This is a genomic window from Halioxenophilus aromaticivorans, assembly GCF_042850945.1.
Taxonomy (GTDB): domain Bacteria; phylum Pseudomonadota; class Gammaproteobacteria; order Pseudomonadales; family Cellvibrionaceae; genus Halioxenophilus; species Halioxenophilus aromaticivorans.
The window spans coordinates 1,252,644-1,277,209 of record NZ_AP031496.1; the positions used below are offsets into that span (position 1 = coordinate 1,252,644).

20 protein-coding genes and 1 pseudogene are annotated in these 24,566 nt (G+C 52.0%); 10 read left to right on the plus strand and 11 right to left on the minus strand.

The window, feature by feature from the left end; translation table 11 throughout:
- Positions 1–58: 58 nt before the first annotated feature.
- From ACGHM3_RS05510 to ACGHM3_RS05520, 3 genes and pseudogenes are all read left to right on the plus strand, one after another.
- A complete protein-coding gene (locus ACGHM3_RS05510) occupies positions 59–1,660 on the plus strand; it encodes a hypothetical protein (RefSeq protein WP_345421538.1) in 1,602 nt (533 codons plus the stop codon).
- Positions 1,661–2,180: 520 nt separating this feature from the next.
- Positions 2,181–3,854, plus strand: a complete 1,674-nt coding sequence (locus ACGHM3_RS05515; protein ID WP_345421535.1) for a hypothetical protein — start codon at positions 2,181–2,183, stop codon at positions 3,852–3,854.
- 267 nt (positions 3,855–4,121) lie between these two features.
- A pseudogene (locus ACGHM3_RS05520) lies at positions 4,122–5,012 on the plus strand (integrase core domain-containing protein); the annotation flags it as partial.
- Positions 5,013–5,075: 63 nt separating this feature from the next.
- Here ACGHM3_RS05520 and ACGHM3_RS05525 read toward each other — a convergent pair.
- The 3 genes from ACGHM3_RS05525 to ACGHM3_RS05535 all read right to left on the minus strand — a co-directional run bounded on the left by ACGHM3_RS05525 (position 5,076) and on the right by ACGHM3_RS05535 (position 8,445).
- Positions 5,076–5,639, minus strand: coding sequence for a hypothetical protein (locus ACGHM3_RS05525; RefSeq protein WP_345421532.1), 564 nt, complete (start codon positions 5,637–5,639; stop codon positions 5,076–5,078).
- A gap of 897 nt (positions 5,640–6,536) precedes the next feature.
- Positions 6,537–7,019 carry a hypothetical protein gene (locus tag ACGHM3_RS05530; RefSeq protein ID WP_345421526.1) on the minus strand — a complete coding sequence of 161 codons (483 nt, stop codon included), beginning with the start codon at positions 7,017–7,019 and terminating at the stop codon, positions 6,537–6,539.
- A gap of 1,054 nt (positions 7,020–8,073) precedes the next feature.
- Positions 8,074–8,445, minus strand: coding sequence for a hypothetical protein (locus ACGHM3_RS05535; RefSeq protein WP_345421523.1), 372 nt, complete (start codon positions 8,443–8,445; stop codon positions 8,074–8,076).
- Positions 8,446–8,928: 483 nt separating this feature from the next.
- Between ACGHM3_RS05535 and ACGHM3_RS05540 the strand changes: the two genes are divergently transcribed.
- A complete protein-coding gene (locus ACGHM3_RS05540; protein ID WP_345421520.1) occupies positions 8,929–9,138 on the plus strand; it encodes a hypothetical protein in 210 nt (69 codons plus the stop codon).
- A gap of 132 nt (positions 9,139–9,270) precedes the next feature.
- Here ACGHM3_RS05540 and ACGHM3_RS05545 read toward each other — a convergent pair whose 3' ends face one another.
- Together ACGHM3_RS05545 and ACGHM3_RS05550 are read right to left on the minus strand one after the other, a co-directional pair.
- Positions 9,271–11,583 (minus strand): Tex family protein, encoded by a 2,313-nt coding sequence (locus ACGHM3_RS05545; protein WP_345421517.1) that lies wholly within the window; start codon positions 11,581–11,583, stop codon positions 9,271–9,273.
- Between the two features lie 303 nt (positions 11,584–11,886).
- A complete protein-coding gene (locus tag ACGHM3_RS05550) occupies positions 11,887–12,294 on the minus strand; it encodes a 3-phosphoshikimate 1-carboxyvinyltransferase (RefSeq protein WP_345421514.1) in 408 nt (135 codons plus the stop codon).
- 176 nt (positions 12,295–12,470) lie between these two features.
- On the opposite strand from ACGHM3_RS05550, the gene ACGHM3_RS05555 reads away from it, so the two are divergent.
- Positions 12,471–13,316: an NAD-dependent protein deacetylase gene (locus ACGHM3_RS05555; RefSeq protein WP_345421512.1), complete on the plus strand. Its 846-nt coding sequence runs from the start codon at positions 12,471–12,473 to the stop codon at positions 13,314–13,316.
- On the opposite strand, the gene ACGHM3_RS05560 is transcribed toward ACGHM3_RS05555, so the two are convergent.
- From ACGHM3_RS05560 to ACGHM3_RS05585, 6 genes are all read right to left on the minus strand, one after another.
- A complete protein-coding gene (locus tag ACGHM3_RS05560; protein WP_345421509.1) occupies positions 13,297–13,710 on the minus strand; it encodes a GNAT family N-acetyltransferase in 414 nt (137 codons plus the stop codon). The genes ACGHM3_RS05555 and ACGHM3_RS05560 overlap by 20 nt on opposite strands.
- A 126-nt stretch (positions 13,711–13,836) precedes the next feature.
- Entirely contained in the window at positions 13,837–15,399 is a 1,563-nt protein-coding gene (locus ACGHM3_RS05565; RefSeq protein WP_345421506.1) for a phosphoenolpyruvate carboxykinase, read from the minus strand.
- Positions 15,400–15,669: 270 nt separating this feature from the next.
- Positions 15,670–16,551, minus strand: coding sequence for an Hsp33 family molecular chaperone HslO (gene hslO / locus ACGHM3_RS05570; protein WP_345421504.1), 882 nt, complete (start codon positions 16,549–16,551; stop codon positions 15,670–15,672).
- 87 nt (positions 16,552–16,638) lie between these two features.
- Complete coding sequence (locus ACGHM3_RS05575; RefSeq protein ID WP_345421501.1) at positions 16,639–17,082, minus strand: DUF4124 domain-containing protein; 444 nt, start codon at positions 17,080–17,082, stop codon at positions 16,639–16,641.
- Between the two features lie 2 nt (positions 17,083–17,084).
- Positions 17,085–18,695, minus strand: a complete 1,611-nt coding sequence (locus tag ACGHM3_RS05580; protein WP_345421498.1) for a serine protease — start codon at positions 18,693–18,695, stop codon at positions 17,085–17,087.
- A 149-nt stretch (positions 18,696–18,844) separates the two neighbouring features.
- Entirely contained in the window at positions 18,845–19,240 is a 396-nt protein-coding gene (locus ACGHM3_RS05585) for a S4 domain-containing protein (protein ID WP_345421495.1), read from the minus strand.
- A 135-nt stretch (positions 19,241–19,375) separates the two neighbouring features.
- Between ACGHM3_RS05585 and ACGHM3_RS05590 the strand changes: the two genes are divergently transcribed.
- Genes ACGHM3_RS05590 through ACGHM3_RS05610 form a run of 5 tightly spaced genes read left to right on the plus strand, consistent with a single transcriptional unit; the run spans position 19,376 to position 24,566 of the window.
- The gene (locus ACGHM3_RS05590) at positions 19,376–20,527 is read left to right on the plus strand and encodes a glycosyltransferase family 4 protein (RefSeq protein WP_345421492.1); all 1,152 of its coding nucleotides are present in this window, start codon (positions 19,376–19,378) and stop codon (positions 20,525–20,527) included.
- 2 nt (positions 20,528–20,529) lie between these two features.
- Complete coding sequence (locus tag ACGHM3_RS05595) at positions 20,530–21,543, plus strand: glycosyltransferase (protein WP_345421489.1); 1,014 nt, start codon at positions 20,530–20,532, stop codon at positions 21,541–21,543.
- Positions 21,540–22,268: a YrbL family protein gene (locus tag ACGHM3_RS05600; protein WP_345421486.1), complete on the plus strand. Its 729-nt coding sequence runs from the start codon at positions 21,540–21,542 to the stop codon at positions 22,266–22,268. Before ACGHM3_RS05595 ends, ACGHM3_RS05600 begins: the two co-directional genes overlap by 4 nt.
- 4 nt (positions 22,269–22,272) lie before the next feature.
- Positions 22,273–23,304 (plus strand): glycosyltransferase, encoded by a 1,032-nt coding sequence (locus ACGHM3_RS05605; RefSeq protein WP_345421484.1) that lies wholly within the window; start codon positions 22,273–22,275, stop codon positions 23,302–23,304.
- Complete coding sequence (locus ACGHM3_RS05610) at positions 23,301–24,566, plus strand: O-antigen ligase family protein (protein ID WP_345421481.1); 1,266 nt, start codon at positions 23,301–23,303, stop codon at positions 24,564–24,566. Before ACGHM3_RS05605 ends, ACGHM3_RS05610 begins: the two co-directional genes overlap by 4 nt.

Consider the following 24,566-nt stretch of genomic DNA (forward strand, 5'->3'; position numbering starts at 1 on the left):
AAGTAAAGATTTGAACGCCAACCGATTTCAACAAGACACAGCACTAAGACCAAGTACTATGACAACCCGTAAACGCTTTAAACAACTCGATGAGCCATTACTCTACGGTGATCACCGCCCACTGTCGCGGCGATCGTTTATCGCCCAGGGTTTATCCGCCGGCGTGGCCAGTGTGATGGGGGGCAGTGTGCTGGGTTTATTTGCCAATCCGCACAAAGCGGCAGCGGCGCTATCCGATGACGTGGCCCAGGTGCTCAACAACACCTGTGGCGGCATTAGCTCCGCCAATCGCATTCCATTTATTTGTTTTGATTTGGCCGGCGGCGCCAATATGGCGGGCTCCAATGTGCTGGTGGGTAAGCAGGGCGGCCAGTTGGATTTTTTGTCCACCGGTGGTTATAGCAAGCAAGGCTTGCCCGGCGACATGATCCCCCAGGTGGCGGATGCAGACACCGGTGCCACGGATTTTGTGGATACGCAATTGGGCTTGGCATTTCACAGTGATAGCCAATTTTTAGCCGGCATTATGGAAAAGCTCGGCCCGGATACCGCTGCCCGTATTAACGGTGCGGTGATTCCCGCCCGCTCGGAAAACGATACCGGCAATAACCCCCATAACCCAATGTACGGAATCCACGTGGCCGGGGGCGATGGCGAACTGGTTACCTTAGTGGGCAGCAGCTCCAGTGAATCCGGTGGCAATTCACAAAGCCCCATGTCCATGATCAACCCCGAGGTGAGGCCCACCAAGGTGGATCGCAGTTCCGACGTAACCGGTCTGGTGGATACCGGCGATTTGGTCGGATTGCTCAGCCAGCAGGATACCGTTGCGGTGATGGAGTCCATTTACCGTATCAGTGACCAAAAACTCGGCAGTGTGGATACCCAAATTACCGCCGATGATGTGGTAAAAGATCTTGTGCGCTGTGGCTACATCAAGGCCGCGGATTTGGCCGACCGCTTTGGCAACCCCCAGGGCCTAGACCCAGCCGCAGACCCAGATTTAGTTGGCGCCGATGGCGTGTTTTCGGTGGACGAATTCAACTCCGACCGCGAGTTTGAAAAAACCGCCTCCATCGCCAAGCTGGTCATTAATGGCTACTCCGCCGCCGGCACCATCACCATGGGCGGTTACGATTACCACACCGGCGACCGTGCCACCGGAGAGCTGCGCGATTTACGCGCCGGCCGCTGTATGGGCGCCTGTTTGGAATACGCCCACCGCAAGGGCAAGCCGTTAATGATGTACGTGTACAGCGATGGCTCGGTGTTTTCCAACGGTATGGTGGATAACTCGGTGGAAGGCCGAGGCAAGGGCGTATGGACGGGGGATAACCAGCAAACCGCGGCATCTTTCTTTTTGGTGTACAACCCCGGCATGCGCGCAATATTAATGGGCGGCTCGCCGGATGAACAAGCGCTGCATCAGCAAATAGGCTACATGCGCGACTCCGGCGATGTCGAAACCTCTTCCAGCCCGGCGGCCAATAACGTTAACCTGCTGGTGGAAACCGTGGTGCTTAACTTTTTGGCGTTGCACAACTTGCACGGCGAATTTGAAAACCTCTTCCCCAGTCACGGCCTGGGCAATGGTGCCAGCCGCGATACTCTCACGGCCTTTGAGCCGATCTTTAACGGCAGTCTAAGCAACCCGGTGTAACGGGCATCATGGTGCTAGGTGCCAGGCGATCCAAGCTGTGGCACTCCTTTCTGGGGAGTTGGTTCGTTAATTTATTATCAACTCTCCTGGCACTCCCTACGCTAAATTCGACCCTTGCCTAGGCTGGGGTTTAGAATTTTATGCCACCGCCGATACAGTAACCGTATGGCGGCTAATTCCTACCAAATGTGCGGCAGTACGCATTTATTACCTTTCCCCGCGGGGTTTCGGCTCGTGTTTGCTGTGATCTCAACTAGAATTTGAGGCGGGGTGGTATATTGCCGCAGCCCTTAACAGGGGCCACCTGCATTTTCCATATTGGGCTTAAAGTTCAGAAAGTTGTCTATTCTTGTTAAAGTCTAATATAAAGAGTTGCTCGCTCTCAGGGAGTCGAGTCGAAAGTTGATGAAATGGAGCGTTTTGGAGAAATTAAATAATGGCAGTCTTACACTGTATCCGCGCTAACGCTAGCAAGTCCCGCTTCCTGATTGCCTTGCTGCTTGTAATGGGGTCCCTTACCTTGACTGCCTGTGGTGGTGATGGTGGTGGCGGAAGTAACACACGGTTGGCAGAAGGTGGCACTGGCACCGACATCGCTGATACCGACGACACAGACACGGATTCCACGTTTACAGGGGTCAAAATCGGTAATGGCACCGGCACTAACTTTACTCAGGGGGTGTTGGGTGCGGATGACACAAGTCTGCAAGCTGGCGGATCAACCACATTGAGAGTCAACTTTGTTGACGCCAATAACGATGCGCTAGGCGCGGCTGTAGTCGTTGATTTCACTTCCAATTGTTATGCAATGGGCCTTGCACAGTTTTCAGATGTGCAGGTAACCACCAATTCCGGTGGTTTTGGTACCACAACTTACACAGCTAATGGTTGCTCCGGTGACGATGAGATTGTTGCTACGGCCACCGTCGATGAGCAGGTTTTAACGGCCAGTGTTACCGTTTCGATTGAGGCAGACGAAGTACTTTCTATTTCTTTCGTTGAAGCTGGAACAACTACGTTGAACCTAGCCGGTACTGGCGGTACAGAAACAACCGTCGTTACTTTCCAGCTTGAGGGTGCTCAAGGGGCGAGTATAGTTGGTGAATCGGTATCCTTTGCGATTCAGGGAGAAGAGGGAGATGCTACTCTAGCCCCTAATACCCAAACTGACATTTCTAACGCTGAAGGCCTTGTCTCTACTGTTTTGCAAAGCGGCACGGTTGCAACGAATATCAAAGTTGTTGCAACCCACGACAGCACTGGTATAACCGCCGTATCAGACAGTATTTCCATTTCGGCAGGTTTGCCGATTCAAAAAAGTTTTTCAATTAGCGCTGAAACCTTCAACCCTCCAATCTCTAATGGTACAGACGGAATCGAGTCCAGAATAACCGTGATAGCAGCGGATCAGTTTGGTAATCCGGTCTCAGAAGGCACTCAAGTTTCTTTCTGGACTGAATGCGGGATTATCGACGCAAACTGTACTATAGAAGACAGGGGGTGTTCAGTTTTGTGGACGAGTAATAATGCTAATCAGCGATATGCAGATGGGCGGTGCTCGGTTCTGGCATTTACTGAGGGAGTTGAAACATTCGATGACTACAATGGTAATTTCGTGTACGAAGGTGTCGATGTTTTCGATAGTTTAGTCGATGATTTGCCTGAGCCTTGGCTCGATTCTGACGAAAATGGTGAGCGTAACTCTGGAGAAGATTTTGTTGACACATCCAATGGCGTGATCGGGGAATATGATCAGCCTAACGGCCAGTGGGATGGTTTGTGTTTAAATGGAATATATCCAAATGCTGTTTGCGATGGTGATGATTCTGCGGTAGTTTTTCAACAGTTAGCGATTGCAACAACATGCAGTGCTGCGACGCTTATTGGTGCGGCTCCAGCTATCGGAAGTACTATAGATCTGAGTGGTGGAGGACAAGTTGAAGTGGGCGTCACTGTTAGTGATGACTGTTTTACTCAAAATGCAGCAGCCAATGGCACCACCGTTAACTTCAGTGCTGATGGTTTTGAAATCTTGACATCTGAATCCCAAGTTGTGCCGTCAAACTTGTCAGTCCCGTCGAATTTTAGTGTCGTCATACGAACCGATGGAACTGGAGGTGGCGGCGAATTGAAATTGGAGTTGACAGTGCCTAATGGGGAAACTTCTGTTTACTTTTGGAATGTCATAGACTAGTCGTGTAGTGCGAATTAAAAAGCCCGTGACCAAAATCGCGGGCTTTTTTTTGCCGTAAAAAATAACTGCTTTTTTTCTTCATCGCCTGGGCCAATAGCGCACCCATACCGCCATAGCAGGCTGTTACGATTGCTGTCTATTTCTACCAAAAAGTAGAGCGCATGCAAAATGAGAGGGCAGTGCGTTTTTATCGCAGACTCGCTTTTTCGCATTACCGATCGTGAGACTGTTTGATAAGTCGGCTGAAAGCCGCTAAAGGTCGAAAGAGTCGATAACCTGATTAACAAAAGCCGGCGAACCCCAAATACAAAGAATCGGGTTGATGAAGCTACTGAACGAGCAGTCATTGACTACGCCTTAGAACAGCCTGCACATGGCCAACATCGGACCAGCAGTGAATTGCGTTAGGCCGGTGTCTTCGTCTCTGGTAGCGGTGTTCGATCCATTTGGGTGAGGCACAATCTCGAGAACTTCAAAAAGCGACTAGCTGCCTTAGAAAATAAGGTAGCTAACGACGGCATTATCCTAAGCGAGGCTCAGGTGGCTGCGCTATAGAAAAAGAAGACTGACGATGAGGCTTGCGGTGAGATCGAGACTGCGCACCCCGGAGGTCTAGGCTCTCAGGACACGTTCTACGTTGGAAACTTAAAGGGTGTGGCGCGAATCTATTAACAGACTTTCGTCGATACCTACAGCAAGGCGGCATTTTGCAAACTCTACATTACCAAAACACCTATCACCGCTGCTGATGCGTTGAATGACAAGGTATTGCCATTCTTTGAGTCCCACGAACTCCCCATGCTGCGTATCCTGACTGATCGCGGAACAGAGTACTGCGGCCGCGTTGATCAGCATGACTACCAACTCTATCTAGCGATCAACGATATCGATCACACTAGGACTAAAGCCATGTCACCGCAGACGAACGGTATTTGCGAACGTTTCCACAACGCAATTCTTACTGAATTTTACCAGGTCGCGTTTCGCAAGAAGCCGTAATCCTCACTGGAGGAACTACAAAAAGATCTGGACGAGTAGATGGATTACTACAACAATGAACGCACGCGTCAGGGCAAAATGTGTTGCGGTAGAACGCCGTTGGAAACTTTAATCGATGGCAAAGCGATCTGGGCTGAGAAGGATTTAGCTCAGATCTAAACTGACAGCCACCTTTTGAAAACGGGTAACTGTCAGATCAAGTCTGAGCTACTGCATCTTAACTTATGGTCTCAGTAATTCATTGGATTCTAATACAGTCATCAAATCAAAAGGTTGTGTTCCTAGCACTGATTCGTAGTAGGCGCGTTTCTCGGCAGAGAGCTTTAAATAATCTATCTCAAGTTTGATTTCCTTGCTTGAAGGATAGACTGCCAGGCTTTGAATGCGTTCGATCGAATCGGTTGCAACATTCAGCTCCACTTGAAGATTCTTTAGTGTAGCTAAAAGAAATGCAAAATTATGACGCTCTTTTCTTTCACATTCATAATAATTATTAAAGCTAATGAAAGACACCGCAGTGATGGATTCTGTTCGTGTGGCGCCAAGACTTTTAAGTCTGTTTAGGTCAAACTTCACTCCTGGATACTTTAATATTTGCGCATCACACCATTCGATTCTAGCACCATAGATTGATGTCGCTTCTAAAACTTTCTTTGAGAGTAGGTTAGATTCTTCGGTGTTATCGAGAGTCTGGCCTGCACTACATCCCGTGGTTACCAGGCCTAAAAAGAACGTAATAAAGAACCTGATATGGGTGGATGTCGACTTATTGTTACTTGCACGCATGCTTCATTCCCTGCCAGAATTGTACATGTTGGTGATCATACTTGCCCATCTGATAGTGTATTATCATTAGGTCTATTTCTTTTTGGATTGCCTTTTTCTGTATGCTTGGTAGCGCATTCATCGCTTTAGAATATAATTCCCAGTCTGTTTGGGTTATGTTAAAGGCGGCGACTGGAGGTTCGCTTTTGGTGAAAATGGAATTGAATACTCCAAGGCTCAGTGCAGTGCCGAGGTACTTAGTGATCTTTTTATTATCGTTAATACGTTGCAGAGCGGCCCTGCTCTCTGAATCTAACCTAAACCCTGATATAGGACTACAAGGCATGGTAACTCCTTTTAATCAATAATGCGTACATTCCAGGTCTACGCGTTTAAATGCTAGCTTGTGTGCCGGTGCTGATCTAGCCTAATTGGAAATGTTTTTTCGCATGAGGCTAACCTACCGTTGCGAATCAAACAAGCTTTGGATTAGGAAAATATCGTCTTCATCTACAGCAAGCGAACGATGTCACACTTAGGATGGCACAATAGCGAGTTTAAAATCGTGTTACTCGTAGAGGACGTGAATACAAGCCATGTTTGTAGGTCGTTTGCTAACGGTGTTGTATGGTTTATCGGGTTGGATCAGTGATTTTTGTGTAATGCCTGCCCCTCCGCATCCGATAATATCCCTCTGGTTAAGTTTTAGTATTCTTTAGAAGCTTGTTGAGGGGGATTGGAGCCAAACCCTTTTCTTCTTCTGTTTTGTACGTCTCACACAGTTTGCTTAATTCTAGTTCATACATGTACTTGCATTCTTCATAGTCATCATTGTCCGTTGTTTCAGACTGAGAGAGAAAGTCGTAGTAACGAATTGCATCTTCGAGTGCTTGGATACATACTGCAATTGATCTTATATCAATATTCGGCATTTGAGCGAGGTCCTAGTTTGAGTTTTGCGTTGATAGCCAATTGATCCAGTGCATCTAGGAATTTTGTAACAGGCATATCGAAGTTTGGAGAGATGGAATAGTGCCAGCTCTTTTTCTTAGCAATATAGTGGTCTTTAGTAATTACAAGCTCTTCTGGTACAATTGTACCGGCTGGAATGACGACATAATCCCAACTTTTATAACCAAAAAGACCCTGTTGATCGGATAATGATGTGCCTATACTTTCCTCTGATTTAACGTAAAGAACACCGTTTTTAGTGTAGGTAGTAACATCGGCCAGCCTTATCCTGCCGTTGGGTAGGGATCTTTCTTTTAGGTCGGGGTAAAGCGGATTGGAAGGTTGAACACCCGATTTATTCACCGCTCTCCATAGTGTTAAAGAGATGTTGGAGCGATAGATTTTCTCCAAATCCCCTCTATCGATAATAATTTCTTCTAGTGTAATCACATTATCTCCTTGGCGTTATTATCCGTAGATATATGAAGTCCAGATTTATCTATCACCTACCGATACAGCCTCTATTGAGGCAAGGTGGTCCGGCTTCCTGAATTCAGGGAAACAGTTCAGAGCCGAAATTTAGTTTGCCATTTTGAATCTTCGGGCAATACTGTTGACCTTAGAATGTAAGGCAGAGACCTCTGTGAGAGCTGCAAGATTATAGATCTTCAATCTGGCAGCTGGTGCACGTCTTGTTTACTCCCATGTCTAGTCTATCAAATGAATTAGATCAATGAGTAGTGCCTCTTTGTGCTGTCTGTCAAAAGATAGGTAAATTTTTCACCGTTGAAATTGCCATGTATTTTCTGTGACGATTCAGTTTGGCGAGCTGTTAATTCTTCTGGGCGTGCTGTTCAGAGTGGTATTAATACTTCTTTTTCACCTATCGCAGTATGACAACAGGGCTGTAATATTTCGTCGACTCTGATTTGGGATGGTGCGCTTCTGTCTTGTGGTATATTGCGCCATCTGGGCCTTGAATCCCTAGGGGGCCGATCATCGGTGCGTACTTTAAACCATTAATGTTAATAAATGGCAGTAGAAACGCTAGCGCGCAAGGGTTTGTCTTTAGTGGTGGGGTGTTGGTCGCTGAGAATAATAAACAACGCCTTAAAAATTTTGATCACTTTTTCCTACTAAAAGCTAGATCGAACAAGCAAACGCATGACCGTTTTTTTGCTTGGCGGTCTATAGGCAGTCGCTGTGATTTTGAGCCTTTTGAGTAAGTGCAAAGAAGATAAGTTCTCTAGTCTTGAATTTGGTAATGGAAAAGCGCTTTTGTTACCTGATGGGTTGTCGGAATATATGGATACAGGATTAAGTGCCGCCAAGTCGTTTAATTGCCGCTGGGGACGGTAACTTATAGCGAGTTATACTGCGAGTGAACGGAAAATAGGGCGATGCGCTGCCCGAATTCGGCGTCTCCGATTATGCCAATGAGTTTTTTTGGAGTGTATTAGGGCTGCCAGACGACTTTTGTGTTCTCCAAGTCGAACTCAATTTCTTACGAGGTTTTTAACTCTATTTGGCTCGTGCCCAATACGTTGATGTCTGTGATGGCTTGTTCGCCGTATTCAAAATCGGTTGAGGCGCTATGGATTGGTTTGTCCGCTGTTTTCCCGCATTGATCGAACGATATGGGTTCTTTGAATAGATGGAAAATAACTGATTTTTCCTGAAATCCTGAAATAACGGCATAGACGGAGTAGGACGTGTTCTCGACTGTACTGGTTGATAGCTTGTAAGGTTGATCGGATATAAAGCAATCACTGTCGTGTCTTATTTTTACCAACGAATAAATTGCAGAGCTAATAGCAGCGATTAAAAACAGTCCGATTACTATTCTTATTGCTTTGAATGATGGTGATGCGGTCATGTTGATCCGAGCTGTCCTAGGGGTGCGCCACAGTTGTTAGTCGCTTTGATGAACATGGGCAATATGGATTTGTCAGAGATCGTCTGGGTGTTTGTTGATCACCCGGTCCCAATCATGCCTAGTAGATTCCTGGTGTAACTTTGTTAAAAGTAATCTAGTTAAGGTTTAGTTTGTGTGAGCAACAACTCAAACTAGTTAAGTATTGATATTGGTGTGTTTTCCCGAACGAGAATCAGGCCTATTTTACCGTCTGAGGGATCAAATCTCTGCAATTGACTGGCGTGGAGGGTAGAGTCTGGTCGCTAGAAAACAAGTAACGGATCACATATAAGCACTAAATTGGCCTTTTCCGTGGCTGTATATAAAGAGTTTGGTTGATCAGTACCGATGATCAAAAGTAAGTTCAGTGGTTTATTTAGTATGGTGAGGGCTAAGTGTGCACCTGTGGGCTAGCCGGTAGACGTTAAAGAAAGGTGGTGTCGGATGAAAATTGTCAAAATAGCGTTCACCTTTTTATTGCTTGCAGCATTTGGTATTTATCTCTGGAATAGAGTTGGCGTAGAGGAAAAGGACAGTACTTTCTACTGTTACTACGTGACTTCCTTGGCGATTATCGGTTATCTGACGATTAAATGGACAGATGCAGAGCAAAAATTAAGGCGTATACTCGATCAACTCGAAAATGAGGATTAGCCACAAGCTGGTTGGAAGGTGGAGTGAGGGAATGCTTTTAAGTGGGCTTGGTTGTTTCAGGTCTTGATACAGCAGGAGTGCTTCCGCTACTAAACAGCCCGAGCAAATGCCCGGGCTTTTTATTTACAGAAGTTATTTTTTCTTCATCGCCTGGGCCAATAGCGCACCCATACTGCCCATGGCCGGCTGTTGCGATTGCTGTTTATTGACCTGGCGTTTTTGGCGTTGGCTGCCTTTGGCTTTGCGGGCTTCGCCGGCGCTGACTTTGCTGCCGGCTTCGTCGCTCATGCGCATGGATAGGCCAACGCGTTTGCGGGCTTCGTCGATGTCGATCACTTTCACTTTGACGATATCGCCGGCTTTTACCACATCCCGTGGGTCTTTCACGAAGGTCTCTGACAGCGCCGAGATATGCACTAGGCCATCTTGATGCACGCCGATATCCACAAACGCGCCGAAATTAGTAACGTTGGTGACGGTGCCTTCCAATACCATACCGGGTTCCAGGTCAGAGATTTTTTCTACGCCGTCTTGGAGGCTGGCGGTTTTAAATTCTGGCCGTGGGTCGCGGCCGGGTTTGTCCAGCTCGCTGATAATGTCGGTTACGGTGGGCACGCCAAATTGTTCGTCGGTGTATTCGCTGGGTTTTAATTTGCGTAAAAAGTCGCTGTCGCCCAATACCTGTGTTAGCTCGCGCTGGTTTTTACCGGCGATGCGTTCAACCACCGAGTAGGATTCCGGGTGTACCGCGGATTTATCCAGTGGGTTGTCGCCGTTGGCGATGCGTAAAAAGCCCGCCGCCTGCTCAAAGGTTTTGTCGCCAAAGCGCGGCACTTTGCGCAGCTGGTTGCGGTTGGTAAAGGCGCCGTTCTCGTCGCGGAAGCTGACAATATTGTTGGCCAGGCTTTGGGTTAAGCCCGATACCCGAGCCAGCAATGGCGCGGAGGCGGTGTTTACTTCTACGCCCACCGCGTTCACACAATCTTCCACCACGTTATCCAGGGATTTGGCCAATTGCGGTTGCGATACATCGTGCTGGTACTGGCCCACACCAATGGATTTAGGGTCAATTTTTACCAGCTCGGCCAGTGGGTCTTGCAGGCGGCGGGCGATGGAGATGGCTCCGCGGATGGTTACGTCCAAGTCTGGAAATTCTTTGGCGGCGAATTCACTGGCGGAGTATATGGATGCGCCGGCCTCGTTCACCATTACCTTGCGCGCTTTTAATTCTGGGTTGTCTTTCAGCATGTCGCCCACAAAACGGTCGGTTTCGCGGCTGGCGGTGCCGTTACCTATGGCGATGAGTTCCACATCGTGCTTTTTGCACAGCGCCAGCAGAATGGCGGCGGATTCTCGGATTTTATTTTGCGGAGGGGTGGGGAAAATAGCGCCGTGGTCTACTACTTTGCCGGTGGCGTCGATCACCGCTACTTTTACCCCGGTGCGTAGGCCTGGGTCTAGGCCTACGGTGGCCTTGGCGCCGGCCGGTGCGGCCAACAGTAAGTCTTTTAGGTTGTGGGCGAATACGTCGATGGCGGCGGCTTCGGCTTGCTCACGAAGCTGGCCCACTAGGTCGGTTTCCAGGTGGGTGAGCAATTTGATTTTCCAGGTCCAGCGCACCACTTCGGCCAGCCAAGCATCGGCGGCGCGGCCTTGGTTTTGAATGTCCCAGTGGCTGGCCACCATGCCCTCGCAAGGATGGGAGCTGGCGTCTTCGGCCTCGGGTATGGTGATGGACAGCGACAATATACCTTCGTTGCGGCCGCGCAGCATGGCCAGGGCCCGGTGGGAGGGCACGCCTTTAAGCGGCTCGTCGTGATCAAAGTAGTCAGCAAATTTGGCGCCTTCGCTCTCTTTACCGGTGGCCACTCGGGCGCTGAGTTGGCCGTTGTTGGTGAGGTAATCGCGCAACTTGGCCAGCAGGTCGGCGCTTTCGCTAAAGCGCTCCATCAATATGTACTTGGCTCCGTCCAGAGCATCTTTGGCGGTGGCTATTTTGTGCTCTTCGTTGAGGAATTGGCCGGCTTGTTCTTCTGGGTTGAGGCTTGGGTCTTCCAGTAGCGCGTTGGCCAATGGCTCCAGGCCGGCTTCGATGGCAATTTGGCCTTTGGTTCGGCGCTTGGGCTTGTAGGGTAAGTACAAATCTTCCAGGCGGTTTTTGGTATCGGCGGCGTTGATATCCGCGGCCAGTTGCTCGCTGAGTTTGCCCTGCTCGTCAATGCTTTTCAAAATCGCCGCCCGGCGCTCTTCCAACTCTCGCAAATAGGCCAAACGATCGTTCAGGGTGCGCAGTTGATTGTCGTCCAAGCCGCCGGTGACTTCCTTCCGGTAGCGGGCAATAAACGGCACGGTGGCGCCTTCGTCCAGCAGGCCTACGGTGGCCTCAATTTGTTGGGTTTTTACGCTCAGTTCGTCGGCGATTTTCTGCAAGATTGGGTCGGTCATGTACGGCCTGTTGTCGCTGATACAAGGGTTGATGAGCACCGCGCCCCCAGAAGTTACGGTATTAGGAACACGAATAAGGCGGGCATTATGCGAGATTTTTCGGCAGAAGAAAGACTTGTTTAAACAGCAATAATATGGTCAGCCCGTAGGGGTTGAAATAGGTGCCAATTGGGGGTGAGGCGTGGTTGGAAATGTGAATTGGTGGTCGGAGTTAGCTTTTAGCAAAACGTGTGTTTTGGCCGGTGAAAGTGCCCCCGCGCTGGCGGCCACGGGGTGATAACGCAAACATAGCCGGTTGGATGGTTAACTCAAAAACTTACCCGAAAACCAATCCCATATCCCAAATGAAAAGTCTTTAAAGATATCGATGCCCAGGGCGCTTTTGATCAAGTACAGCACCAACAGCCCGGTAACGGCTAAAATGGTAATACCGCAGGCGATTAAGCACAGCAGGGTGCGGGCGGCGATGCGTTGCTCTTTGGCGGACATGTCCCGTCGGTTGCGGCCGGCCAGCAGTACCAGGTAAAAGCTCCAGGGTAGAAGCGGGACTTTTACCACCGGTCTTAGGTCCACGGCGTGGTTGCCGCCAGCCATGGCGGTGCGCAGGGCGGCGATTTGTTGGTCTGAGAAGCTGGTGCGCATCTCGGCGGGTAACCGCTCCAGCATTTGCGTGGTTGGGTCTTGTTTGGCCTGCTTTTCCTTGATGCGCATTTTAAATCCTTAACATTGCTGGTCGATAATGGCCGCGCTTTCACCGGGGCTTTGTGATGCGGTGGCCCCATTTTTGAGAATCTTGCTTGTGAAATTGGCGCCGTCTGTAGGTGCTTTTGGAACGTAAGACACGTACACGGGTATCAATCCGGCTATACACAGAGATAGGTGGCGAGTTGAAAGAACTAGCATTACTCACTGAGTTTATCGGCCAGCACCGCCGATTATTGATAATTACAGGCGCTGGCTGCAGTACCTCCTCGGGTATCCCGGCCTACCGCGATCGGTTGGGCAATTGGTTGGCGCGTAAGCCCATTCAGCATCAGGAGTTTCTTAACCAAGAGGCCACCCGCAAGCGCTATTGGGCGCGCAGTATGTTGGGCTGGCCCAATATGCGCGATGCCCAGCCCAATGGCCTGCACAACACATTGCCGGCCTGGGAGCAAGCCGGCCGAGTGGAACTGCTAATCACTCAAAATGTGGATGGCTTGCATCGCCGAGCAGGCTCGAACAAGTTGGTGGAGCTGCACGGCCGGGTGGGCCGAGTAACCTGCTTGCAGTGCAGCAGTTTTGGTGATCGCAATGCTGTGCAGCAGCGCCTGGAAGCCTTAAATGGTGAGTTGTTGGCCCGAATCGCCCAGGCCGATGTTGATTTTCGTCCCGACGGCGACGCCGAATTTGGCGGCATTGATTACAGCGGCTTGGTGTGCCCGCCCTGCGCCCATTGCGGCGGCACTCTGATGCCAGATGTGGTGTTTTTCGGTGGCAGCGTACCAAAACAGCGGGTGGAACGCTGCAATATGGCGGTGGCTTGTGCCGATGCTGTGTTGGTGCTGGGCAGCTCGCTTATGGTGTATTCCAGTTTTCGGTTTTGCCGCCTAGCGCGGGAGCTGAACAAGCCCATCGCCATCATTAACCAGGGGGTGACTCGGGCCGATGACATGGCCGATTTAAAACTGGAGTTGGAGTGCGTGGCTGCGGTTGAAGCTATGCGCCCATGGATTACGGAGCCACTGGCTTAGGCGCTACTTTTGCGCCCAGGGTTTCGTAGGCGGCGTAGCCTCGGCTGTTCCAAAAGTACTCGGCGGTGGGGTCATTGCGCCAGGCTACCTGGAAGCTGCGGGCGCCGATCTCGTGCAGGTATTCTTCTGCGGCGGTGGCCAACTGGCTGGCCAGCCCTTGGCGGCGGAACTGTGGGTCTATCCACAGGTTGTAGATGATGCCCACTGGCGAATATGTGGATTCGATCTTATCGTAAAGATGGGCGCAGATGGTGCCGGCGGCCTGTTTGCCGTGCCAGCCTATCAGCGCAAAGCCATGGTCCATTTTGGTCAGTTGCCGGGCCAATTGCGCGTAGAATTTCTTTTTGCCCGAAGGCGAGGCGCCAAAGGGGTTTTCTGGCAGGCTTAAATCCAACTGTTCCCAATAGCGGATCAGTTGTCTGCGGTCAGAGTTTTTGGCTCTGGTGATATGGAATTTTGCGTCCAACGGCGGGGTAGAGGGAAGCGATGGGCCGGTGGGCCCATCGCTATTCGGCCCGAATTACGCGGCGGGGCCAGCGGCAGCGATGTCTTCGCTGACGTTGAACTTAACGATGTTGTCGGCAAACAGCTTAGCCAGCTTTTGCGCGGCGTCGTCGTAGGCAGCAGTATTTTCCCAGGCCTCACGCGGGTTCAGGTACTTGGCATCTACGCCGGATACTTCTACCGGAATGTCTAAATTCATGGCATCCAAACGTTGGGTTTGCGCGCCTTCCAAGGCTCCGCTTTGAATGGCGGCAACCACAGCGCGAGTTACTGGGATTGGGAAACGCGAACCTTCGCCACCGGCACCGCCGGATCCGCCGGTCCAACCGGTGTTCACCAAGTACACGTTGGCGCCGAAGTCTTGAATGCGTTTCATCAGCAGCTCGGCGTACTCACGGGCAGGACGAGGCATAAACGGTGCACCAAAACAGGTAGAGAAGGTGGGGTGGATGCCCGCTTCTGCGCCAAGTTCGGTGGAGCCAACCCGGGCGGTGTAGCCGGATAAAAAGTGGTAAGCAGCGGCTTCTTTGCTCAGTACAGCTACCGGAGGCAACACACCAGTGACATCACAGGTTAGGAAGATCACGTTCTTCGGCTCGCCGGCGCGGTTCTCTTCAACCCGCATTTCAACGTGCTCTAGTGGGTAAGAGCAGCGGCCGTTCTCGGTTAAACTGGTGTCGCAGTAGTCTGGGATGCGCTTGTCGGCATCGTGCACTACGTTTTCAACAATGGCGCCAAAGCGGATGGCGTCCCAGATAACAGGTTCGTTTTTCTGGCTGAGGTCGATGGTTTTGGCGTAGCAGCCGCCTTCCATATTAAACACAGTGCCCTTGGCCCAACCGTGCTCGTCGTCGCCAATCAGGTAGCGCTCAGGGTCGGCGGATAGGGTGGTTTTACCGGTGCCAGACAAACCAAAGAACAAACAGGTATCGCCGTCTTTGCCAACGTTGGCGGAGCAATGCATCGGCATAACGTCTTTTTCTGGCAGTAGGAAGTTCTGCACGGAGAACATGGATTTTTTCATTTCACCGGCGTATTTCATGCCGGCAATCAGTACCTTGCGCTGGGCGAAGTTGATGCAAACAATGCCTTCGGAGTTGGTGCCGTCGCGCTCTGGGCTACATTCGAAGTTGGCCGCGTGCAGAATGCGCCATTCCTCTTTTCCTTTGGGGTTGTAGTTGTCGGTGCGGATAAACATGTTCAGGGCGAACAGGCTGTGCCAAGCGGTTTGCGTGGTAACCAATACCGGTATGTAGTGGTCGTTATCTTGGCCCACGTGCAGGTGCGATACAAAGCGATCTTGTTGCACCAAGTACTCTTCTACTCGATCCCACAGTAGGTCGAACTTGTCAGCGGGGAAGGGACGGTTAACACCACCCCAGTCGATGGCTTCCGCACTGGATGGCTCTTCGACGATAAATCGGTCGGCGGGTGAGCGGCCGGTACGGGCTCCAGTCTCAGCAACAAAAGCACCGGTGTGAGACAGGTAACCTTCGTCGCGTTGTAGAGCTTGTTCGATCAGCAAGGGCGCAGTCAAATCCGTATGTACGTTGGCCGTGGCTTCTTCTATCTGTGTCATTAGATTGATCCTATGAGCATCATTTGTGGCCAATCTGTGTGTTGGTGTCGAGCGTCGCTGCCGTGTGATCTGGCCACGTAATCACCGGCAAACAATTTTTTTATGTCACCCTTCCGCTAGTAAGGGTTTGGTTGGCACTTTAGTGCTCTATTTTCTGCCCCAAATTTGGGGCTGCGAAGTATGACAGAAAAGCACAGCCTAGGCTAAACGGTTGGCGGACATTTTGGTCCCCCGACGCCTATATTTTAGTCTTAGGTGTGTGCCGTGCTATCAATGCAACGTGTGGTTTGTGTCTGGGAATAGCTCCGTTAAATTGTTTTGGTCAAACTCGTAATGCTGGTGGCAAAACTGACAGTCAATGGCAATGACTGGGCTCTCCGCCAACATGCTACGAACGTCGTCCTCGCCCAGGGCGCTGAGCGCTTGTGCCGAGCGTGCTCGAGAACAGCTGCAATGAAACCGAATGGGGGTGGCATCAAACATGCGCACGGTAAATTCGTTCAGCAGCCGGTAGGTTAATTCCTGTGGGACCAGGGTTAACAATTCTTCGTCTTTCACCGTGGCCACCAGCTGACGAGCGGTGTGCCAGTGTTCTTGGTTTTCCTCGGGCGTGGCCACTTCGCTTTGCGGCAATGCCTGCAGCAAGAAGCCACCGGCGAGCTTGCCATCACTGGCTAACCATACCTGGGTGTTAATCTGTTCAGACTGTGCAAAATAGTGGCCAATGCAGCCGGCGAGGTCGGGTTGATCCAACGGCACTATACCTTGATAGCGCTCACCCACTTCTGGGTCGATGATAATGGCCAGTAAACCGTCGTCGCCAATCAATTGCTGCAAGCTGGCATCCGCCAGGGCGGCTTCATTGGCATCCTCGGCTACGTTGGCAATGGCGCGCACCTGTTGCTGGTGGTCGCACTCCGCCATGATCATCTCCAGGGGGCCGCTGCCTCGGGCTTGCAAAGTAAGGATGCCTTCGAATTTAAGGGTGGCTGCGAGCAAGCTGACGGCCGATAGAAATTCGCCCAGTAAGCGTTGAATGGGAGGTGGGAGTGGGTTGTTGGCCAATACTTGCTGGTAGCAATCACTCAGCTGGACAACTTCACCGCGAATATCTGCGTTTTCTAAAATGAAACGGCACTGCTGATCCGACATATAACCAAGTTTCGTTGGGCCATGGATTTGGGCGGCATTGTACCGAAACTACCGCCCGTGAAAAGCCTAAGACGCGAAAACCTTACTCTATCCGCAATTTTGCTCGATGGATTGCCGTAATTTGTGCTCTTTATCGGCGCGTTCTTGTTCGCTGATCTCAAATACGGAGCCATCTTCGCGGGTGAATACCACTGGGCCGCCAATCGTTTTGAGCTGCTGGCGGGCTTTGTCGCATTTGGTTTGCCAAACCTGCCCACGCTTGCGGTTTTCTGCCATGGTGCGGTGGTCTATTTCCAGCTCAGCGGCGGATTTTGGTTGCTGTGCACCAAACTCTTGCACTGGCTGGCCCTGGGTAATGTTCACGCTTTTGAGGCTGCCGCTGACGTCTTCGGCCTTGCGGTCTTGGGCGCGGTCGCTGTAATGCACGCGCCCTTTGTCATCTACCCAGCGGTAGATCTCCGCCCAGCTAGTAACGCTCAGCGCTATGGTGGCTATGAATATGGTGGCTATGAAAATGCGGTTTTTTACCATGGTTAATCCACCGCCGGTGGCGGCATCTCTATGGTGTCACCGTTGTTATTTTGGGCAGTGTTGTCGCTGGTGATTGCCATGGGTGTTTCCGGGGTGCGATTGGCGATGCGATCAAACAGGCCCACGGAGTGGCTGGCGGGCAGGCCGTATAATTGTTTTATCGCGTCTTCCGCGGCCAGGGCCTGGGCGTGATCTAGCACCATTTTATAGCCTTTGTTGTCACCGAGCTGGATGAAATCGCCATCAAAGCTGTAGATTAGCTCGGCAAAGTGATCAAAGTCTGTGATGGCCTCGCCATTTACCTGTTGGATGGTCCAATTGGTCCAATTGTGATAGCCCAGGTTAACGTCGGCGGCCAGCACTTTTAACGCCACCACCAGTTCTCTTTGCTCTGGGCTAGCCCATTGGCCACGCCAGTGCAAAAAGTCGATGGGCGCTTGGCTGTGCCAGTCGCGGCCCCAGCGGCGAATTAAATTCATATTCAGCGGCACAAATACTACGCCTGCGTATACCATATAGCGCGGTTGCTGATCGTATTGCAGTGCCTGTACTAGGCTGCGATTTTTGTTTTGTTGGGCCGCGGTTAAAGCGATGTCCAATGCAACTCCGTCGCGTTTTACCGCCAGGCTCACCGCATCGCCTGGGTGCAGGTTGTCGACCACGTATTTAAAGTCGGTGCGCAGGTCTGCCGCTAGGTCGATGGTTTGGTCGTCGGCAATAACGTGGCCGTTAATGGCCAAAATCACATCATCGACCTGTAATTTGTGCGCCGCCGGGCCATCGGCAAACACCTTAGTAACCAGCGCGCCGCTGTCGTTTTCGGCCAGGCGATAGGCGCGCTTGGTGGCGGGGCTCTCTAGGCTTTGGGTTAAAAAGCCTATTTCTGGTACGCCGTCAAAGTGGTTGTCTTCGGCGTCTTTCAGCACGTGCTCAATCACCGAGGGCGGCACAAAGTAGCCTTGGTTTTCAGCGCGGGCACCGGCGTTGGCTTGCATCACCACACCGACGATTTGATTGTCCACCAAAACCGGGCCGCCGCTGTTGCCGGGGTTGATGGCGGCGTCTATCTGCCCGGCCAAAAGGTAGCTGCCGGCGTGGGCGTAGCGCTGGTGCTCAACCCGGGACAACACGCCTTTGGTAATGCTCAACGACTGGCCGCCAAATGGGTAGCCAAACACAGATACCTCGGTAAGCGCGGCGGGCAGTTTACCAATGGAGAGTGGATTTAAGTCGTCAAAGAAATGCTTGTCGTCAACCGTAAGGATGGCGAGGTCGGCCTCGTGGGACACAAATGCCACCTCGGCCAGGTATTTTTTCGGATCGTTGTGTTTTTGCACCTGCAGGTAGCGAGCGTCAGCAATCACATGGGCGTTGGTGAGGATGCGTTGGCCACTGATCACCGCGCCGGAGCCGCTGGTTTGTTCCAGGTTCAATAGGCGCCAGGGGGTGAAGTAGTCGGGTGCCGCGCGGGTGGTGTGAATTTTAATCACCGCCTGCTTGGTGCGTTGCAAGGTAGACTCGGGGTTGGCGGTTGCTGCCAAGGAGGTGCTTAACAGCAGTAGGCCGAGGATGAAGCTTGGCAGCCTACTTAGTCCTGTGTTGCATTGGGGCATGGCGCTTGTGGGTTCCTTGCTAGCGGGGCTTAGGCCCTTATGGTTACCGTCGGCAAGTGGTTTGCTGGATTGCCGTCCTGGCTTTTGTTTGATGATGCTTGTTGATCAAACCCTCGGCTTGGTTGCTTTTGGGGTCTCTCAGTTTGGGTTTAGTCGTCGTTGTCGAGCAGTAGGTCGCGCAGCCGATGTATTTGCCGGCGCTCGCGTTTGTTGGGCCGGTGGTCAAAGCGCTGGGCACCACTGCCGGCGGCCTTGCGTTGCGCGATGGTGCGTTCCCGGCGCTCTACGCTGCCTGTGGTTTCTTTATACAAAGTTTGTGCCTCGGGGGCGCCGCGGCGTTGATCAGACAGGGCAACGATTTCAACGTCGGTTTTGTCCCAGCCCTTGGTCACCGAAAGTACCAGGCCCGGTGTGACTTCTTTACTGGCTTTAACGCGCTGGCCGTCGCACTGCACTTTGCCGCCATCGATGGCTTGCTTTGCCAACGAGCGGGTTTTGTAGAAACGTGCGGCCCACAGCCATTTGTCTATTCGGACTTTGTCCATAAATACCTTGAATATGTAAGGCCAATACTATGACAGTGCAGCCCCCAGCTCGCAACCGCTAGCAGCTAAAGAACGGTGTTGCCCGACAGGCGTTTGCATTAGAATGCCGCCTCGAACAACAAGTGAGAGAGACCATTGGCCAAGCCTCCCCTACGTGTGGTGCAAGTATTACCAGAGCTTAACGCTGGCGGCGTGGAGCGCGGCACCGTAGAGTTTGCCCAGTTTTTGGTGGCTCAGGGGCACCAGTCTACGGTGATATCCGCCGGCGGCCGGTTGGTGCCGGAGCTGACTGCCCAGGGCAGTGAGCACATTGCTTTTCCCGTGCACCGCAAAAGCTTAGCGTCTTTGTTTAAAGTCCGTAGCCTGCGCCGTTTGTTGATGCAACTTGCACCGGATATCGTCCATGTACGTTCGCGGGTACCTGCTTGGATGGTGTGGCTGGCTCTGCGCGGCATGCCACATGCTCAGCGCCCGGCGTTGGTGTCTACTTTTCACGGCTTGTATTCCATTAACGCCTATAGCGCCATTATGGGTTGTGGCGACGCCGTGATTGCCATTTCCGAGTGTGTCCGAGAGTACATCCTGAATAATTACCCCAAGGTCGACCCCGCCAAAATCTCCCTGGTGCATCGCGGCGTGGATACGGACCAATTTAATACCCAATGCCGGCCCAGTACCGACTGGCTGGCGCAGTTTGACCGGGAGTTTCCGGGCCTGCGCCAAAGGCCTGTGTTATTAATGCCCGGCCGACTAAGCCGCTGGAAAGGTCAGCTTGAGTTCATTGATTTAATGGCACAGTTGCGGGCGCAAAACATCGCCGCCACGGGTTTGATCGTGGGCGATATCACACCGGGCAAAGACGATTACCTGGGCGAGTTAAAAGCCAAGGTGGCGGCCCTGGGCCTGGATGAGCAGGTTAAATTTTTGGGCCACCGCAGCGATATGGCGCAGCTTTACGCCATCAGTACCTTAGTGTGTAACCTTTCCCAGCGGCCAGAGCCCTTTGGCAGAACGGTGATAGAGGCCATGGCCATGGGCACTCCGGTGGTGGCCTATAACGTGGGCGGGCCGGCAGAATCCTTGGCTCTAGCGCTACCCCAGGGGTTGGTGGCCACCGGCGACGGCCAAGCGCTGTTGGCTAAGGTGGCCGAGTTCATCGCCTCGCCTCCGGTGCCTAAACAGGTGCCGGAGTTCACATTGCAGACCCAAGCGCAAAAAACGCTGGCTATTTATCAGCGTTTGCTGGTCCAAACCGGTAACCTTAATTCAACTGGCGGAACCGAATAATCGTGCGAATCATTCATGTAGCTCATCAACAATTACGTAAGTACGGGCACAATCGAGTCAGTTGGGGGCAAAAGCTGTATTTCGGCTTAATCCGCAACGGCCACTGTGTGCAAGCCTTCAGTGACCGCGATGTAGCGGCCTTTGAAGCGCCCATGGGCATTCGCGATCTCGGTAAAAGCAAAGCCAATAAACGCCTGCTGCAAACCGTGGAGGCGTTTGAGCCCGACCTGATGATCGTCGGCCACTGTGATTACATCAGCAACGAGACCCTAGCCGAAGCGCGCAAGCTCAGCCCCAATTTGGTTATCGCTGGCTGCAACAATGACCCGCTGTTCGTCCCTGAAAATGTCGACAAAATTGCCCGCCGGGTAACCGAAGTGGACGCCATGTTTGTCTCCACTGGTGAACAAGAGTTAGCGCAATTTACTGGGCACAGAGCGCAATTACTGCACATGCCCAACCCGGTGGACAGCTCCATTGAAACCTTCGACGCATCGCTGTGTGAGGAGCTGCCAACAGACCTGCTGTTTTGCAGCAAAGAGACTGCACACACATCGCGCGGTGAGTTAGTAACGCAGTTAAAACAGCGCTTGCCGGACCACCTCGTATTCCATACTCCAGGCAGTTTTGAGCAGCCCGGGGTTTGGGGGCGTGACTACGATCGTGCCCTAGCCGACAGCAAAATGGGGTTAAATCTGAACCGACAAGAAGGCCTGCACTGGTACTCATCCGCACGCATGGCGCAGATGGTGGGCAATGGCCTGCTCACGTTTACTCATGCCAGCGGCGGTTTCCATGAATTTATGCCGGAAGAAACCCTGGTTTATTTCAACGATTTGGACGATTTAGCCCAGCTGGTAACGGAATTTAACCAAGATAGCTTTAAGCGCAGATACTGGGCCGACAAGGCACGCACTTTCTTCCATCAAGAGATCAACTCAACTCTGTACGCACAGTACATAGTGGAAAGTGCCATGGAGTTGCCCTATTCACACCCCTACGTTTGGCTGCAATGACAGAGGTTATCCTGGGTGGTTTAGAGCGGGCCTTTGCGCAGGGTGGTAATCGCCTGTGCTTCATCGACCCGCGCGACCCAAATCGCATTATTAAAGTGCTGCGGCCGGACCGCAGTGCCGATATAAAGCGCGCTAAGCAGAGTTTTCCACGCAATTTAAAGCCCCTGCGTTACTTTGATGAAAATTGGCAAGAACAACGGGTGTACCAAAAAATCCAGATCGCCGTGGGCGATGCAGCCTACGATTTAATTCCGCGGTGCTATGGATTGGTGGCCACCGATTGTGGCCCCGGTTTAGTCACTGAAATGATCAAAGACCACGATGGCCGAGTGTCTTTGTCGTTAAAACAGTGCATATGGCAGCAGGGCAAAGCCCGCTCGTTGATGGCGGTGGTGGAAGATTTTGTGCAGCGCTGGGGCGAGTTGGGGATGCCCTCGCGCAACCTGCTTTTACATAACATTGTGGTGCAGCAGTCGGTCGATGGTCCCAAGCGTTTGGTGGTCATCGATGGCTTGGGCTGGGCGGATATTGTCCCTCTTGCCTATCGCTGCCCTCGCCTGGCTCGTTGGAAGGCTCGGCGTAAGGCACAAAGGCTGCCCCAAGCCATGGATCAGTTGCTGGAAAAACAGCGCACCGGCCAGGATTGGGGCTACCACGGTTGGTTAGACGAAGAACAACGCATTGTGGCCGCGGGCTCCAGTGCTGCCTCACAGACAGATAGGTAAACGATTGTCATCACTTAAATTTGCGCCGGTGTTGGCCGGGGCCCCCGTTGGCGGGGCAGAGAATTTTTACACGCGTTTTGTGGCGGAAATGCAAACCCGCACAGATTACGACATATGCGCCTTTACTCGCCCCAACCCCAAGCGCGAACAGCGGCTGCGAGAAGCCGGTGCGCGCTATCAGTTGTTCCCCTTGGGCGGCAGGTTAGACATGCTGGGCCGCTGGCGTTATCAGCGTGCGCTGAAACAATTTCAGCCCGATGTGGTAATGACATTTATGAACCGGGCAACCGCACTCACACCCAAGGGCGGCTACCAGTTGGTGGCCCGCCTAGGGCATTACTACGACCTAAAATACTACCGGCACTGCGATTATTGGGTGGGTATCACCAAGGGTATCTGCGATCACCTGATTAAAGGTGGCATGCCGGCGGAGCGCGTGGTGCATATCCCCAACTTTGTGGACGAAGTAAAAGCCCCAGCTCTGGCGCGGGACAGCTTTGCCACACCCACGGATCAACCTCTCTTGTTGGCCTTTGGTCGGTTGCACCACAACAAGGCCTTTGATGTATTGCTGCAGGCTTTGGCAAAAATGCCGAGCGGCGTTTTATGGTTGGCCGGCAGCGGCCCGGAAGAAGAAAACCTGAAACAACTGGCGCAATCTCTGGGCATCACCGAACGGGTGCGGTTTTTGGGCTGGCGAGACGACATCAATGCGCTGTTGGCAACCGCGGATTTGTTTGTGTGTCCTTCCAGGCATGAGGGGCTTGGCAGTATTTTGTTGGAGTCCTGGTACCATGGCTGCCCCATTGTGGCGGCTGCGTCCCAGGGGCCGGCAGAAATATTAACCGACGGTGACAACGGAATGCTCGTACCGATAGATCAAGTGGACGATCTACAGCACGCCATGCAACACGTGCTGGATGACCAAGCCTTTGCTAGGCAGCTGGTAGAAGCTGGCCAGCGTGATTACCACGCGCTTTATAGCACCGAGAAAATCATTCAACAGTACCAGGATTTTTATCGGGCCATCGTATGAAATTAGCAGTGCAAACCGAAACCACTAAACCGGCGCTAAGTGCGACCTTTGCAGCGCGCTGGCGAGTTTTTTGGGGTTATTGTTTAGCGGTTGGTATTTATGCCATCACCGTGGGCTTTTTTGTTTTCCCATCCAATGGTGGTATTCAGTCGTCTTATTATTCTCTGGTGGCCCTACCCACGTTGATGATTATGGTAACCAAGCCCAGCCTTGCCGTTCATGGGCGCTGGCTATTGCTGTTTTTAGGCGCGCCCTTGTTTCTGGCCATCAGCAGTTTTTGGTCGGATCCCAACGTTGCTACCACCTACCGCGAACCCAGCTTTTTTATAAAAATGTTGGCCATTTTAGCTTTTTTGTATTTCGCCATCGCCTATGTGATGCAAACCTATAAACACTTCAGTGGGCTGTGGGTTATTGTGCTTGGCTGGGTTGCCGGTGCCAGTGCATTAGTCGGGCTGGTGGATTACCTAGTGCAACACCACGGGGCAATCCCCGGCCAGTGGCCTCGTTTTAAGGGTATTGCCTGGGGCGGTGATACCAACCGTGTGGCGGCCTTTTATACCGTGGGGTTTCTAGCTTGCGTCTATTTGGCCTACTTTAAACAAGGCCTGTGCCAAGTGATTTCTGTACTGTGTGCACTACCACCGGTACTGGTGGTGATGTTGGCGCAAAGCAAAGTGCCTTTTTTAGTGATCGTCGCCACCGTGTTGTTGGTGATTGCCACCCGCGTCACCACCCGCGACTGGCGCTGGCTCGCCGCCGGTGCCGTAGTTTTCGTCGGGCTTGGTTTGTGGTTGTCTTTAGGTACCAATACGTTTGCTCGAGTATATTCGTTTTTCATTCGTTGGGAGTTGTGGCAAGCCGCCATCGCTAGTCTTAATGACAACTGGTTGTGGGGCACGGGCCTGAATTATCGCGTGAGCCTTACCGTAGACGGCACTGTATTTGGCCAGCCCCATAACTTTTTGGTTGATACCCTGCGTTTCGCCGGTGTTATTGGCTTGACGCTATTAGTGGCGCAAATGGTGGCCACCCTGGTGGTGGTGATTAAATCTCTGCCTAGCATGCCAATTATGTGGTTTTACGGTGGCTGGTTTTTAAGCGGTGTGGGCACGGCATTAGTAGAAGCCCAGCAGCCGCTCATGCGGCCCAGCTATGTTTGGTTCCTATACTGGTTGCCCACAGTATTTATTTGGCACGCTTACCAAAGTAACAAATTGCCGTCAGAGGGCGCCACCTCTGCTCAAGTAGGTGAGTCATAG

Coding starts and splice junctions, on each gene's coding strand:
- ACGHM3_RS05510 (WP_345421538.1), top strand. CDS start 59: ATGACAACCCGTAAACGCTTTAAACAACTCGATGAGCCATTACTCTAC.
- ACGHM3_RS05525 (WP_345421532.1), bottom strand. CDS start 5,639: ATGCGTGCAAGTAACAATAAGTCGACATCCACCCATATCAGGTTCTTT.
- ACGHM3_RS05535 (WP_345421523.1), bottom strand. CDS start 8,445: ATGACCGCATCACCATCATTCAAAGCAATAAGAATAGTAATCGGACTG.
- ACGHM3_RS05540 (WP_345421520.1), top strand. CDS start 8,929: ATGAAAATTGTCAAAATAGCGTTCACCTTTTTATTGCTTGCAGCATTT.
- ACGHM3_RS05545 (WP_345421517.1), bottom strand. CDS start 11,583: ATGACCGACCCAATCTTGCAGAAAATCGCCGACGAACTGAGCGTAAAA.
- ACGHM3_RS05550 (WP_345421514.1), bottom strand. CDS start 12,294: ATGCGCATCAAGGAAAAGCAGGCCAAACAAGACCCAACCACGCAAATG.
- ACGHM3_RS05565 (WP_345421506.1), bottom strand. CDS start 15,399: ATGACACAGATAGAAGAAGCCACGGCCAACGTACATACGGATTTGACT.
- hslO (WP_345421504.1), bottom strand. CDS start 16,551: ATGTCGGATCAGCAGTGCCGTTTCATTTTAGAAAACGCAGATATTCGC.
- ACGHM3_RS05575 (WP_345421501.1), bottom strand. CDS start 17,082: ATGGTAAAAAACCGCATTTTCATAGCCACCATATTCATAGCCACCATA.
- ACGHM3_RS05580 (WP_345421498.1), bottom strand. CDS start 18,695: ATGCCCCAATGCAACACAGGACTAAGTAGGCTGCCAAGCTTCATCCTC.
- ACGHM3_RS05585 (WP_345421495.1), bottom strand. CDS start 19,240: ATGGACAAAGTCCGAATAGACAAATGGCTGTGGGCCGCACGTTTCTAC.
- ACGHM3_RS05600 (WP_345421486.1), top strand. CDS start 21,540: ATGACAGAGGTTATCCTGGGTGGTTTAGAGCGGGCCTTTGCGCAGGGT.
- ACGHM3_RS05610 (WP_345421481.1), top strand. CDS start 23,301: ATGAAATTAGCAGTGCAAACCGAAACCACTAAACCGGCGCTAAGTGCG.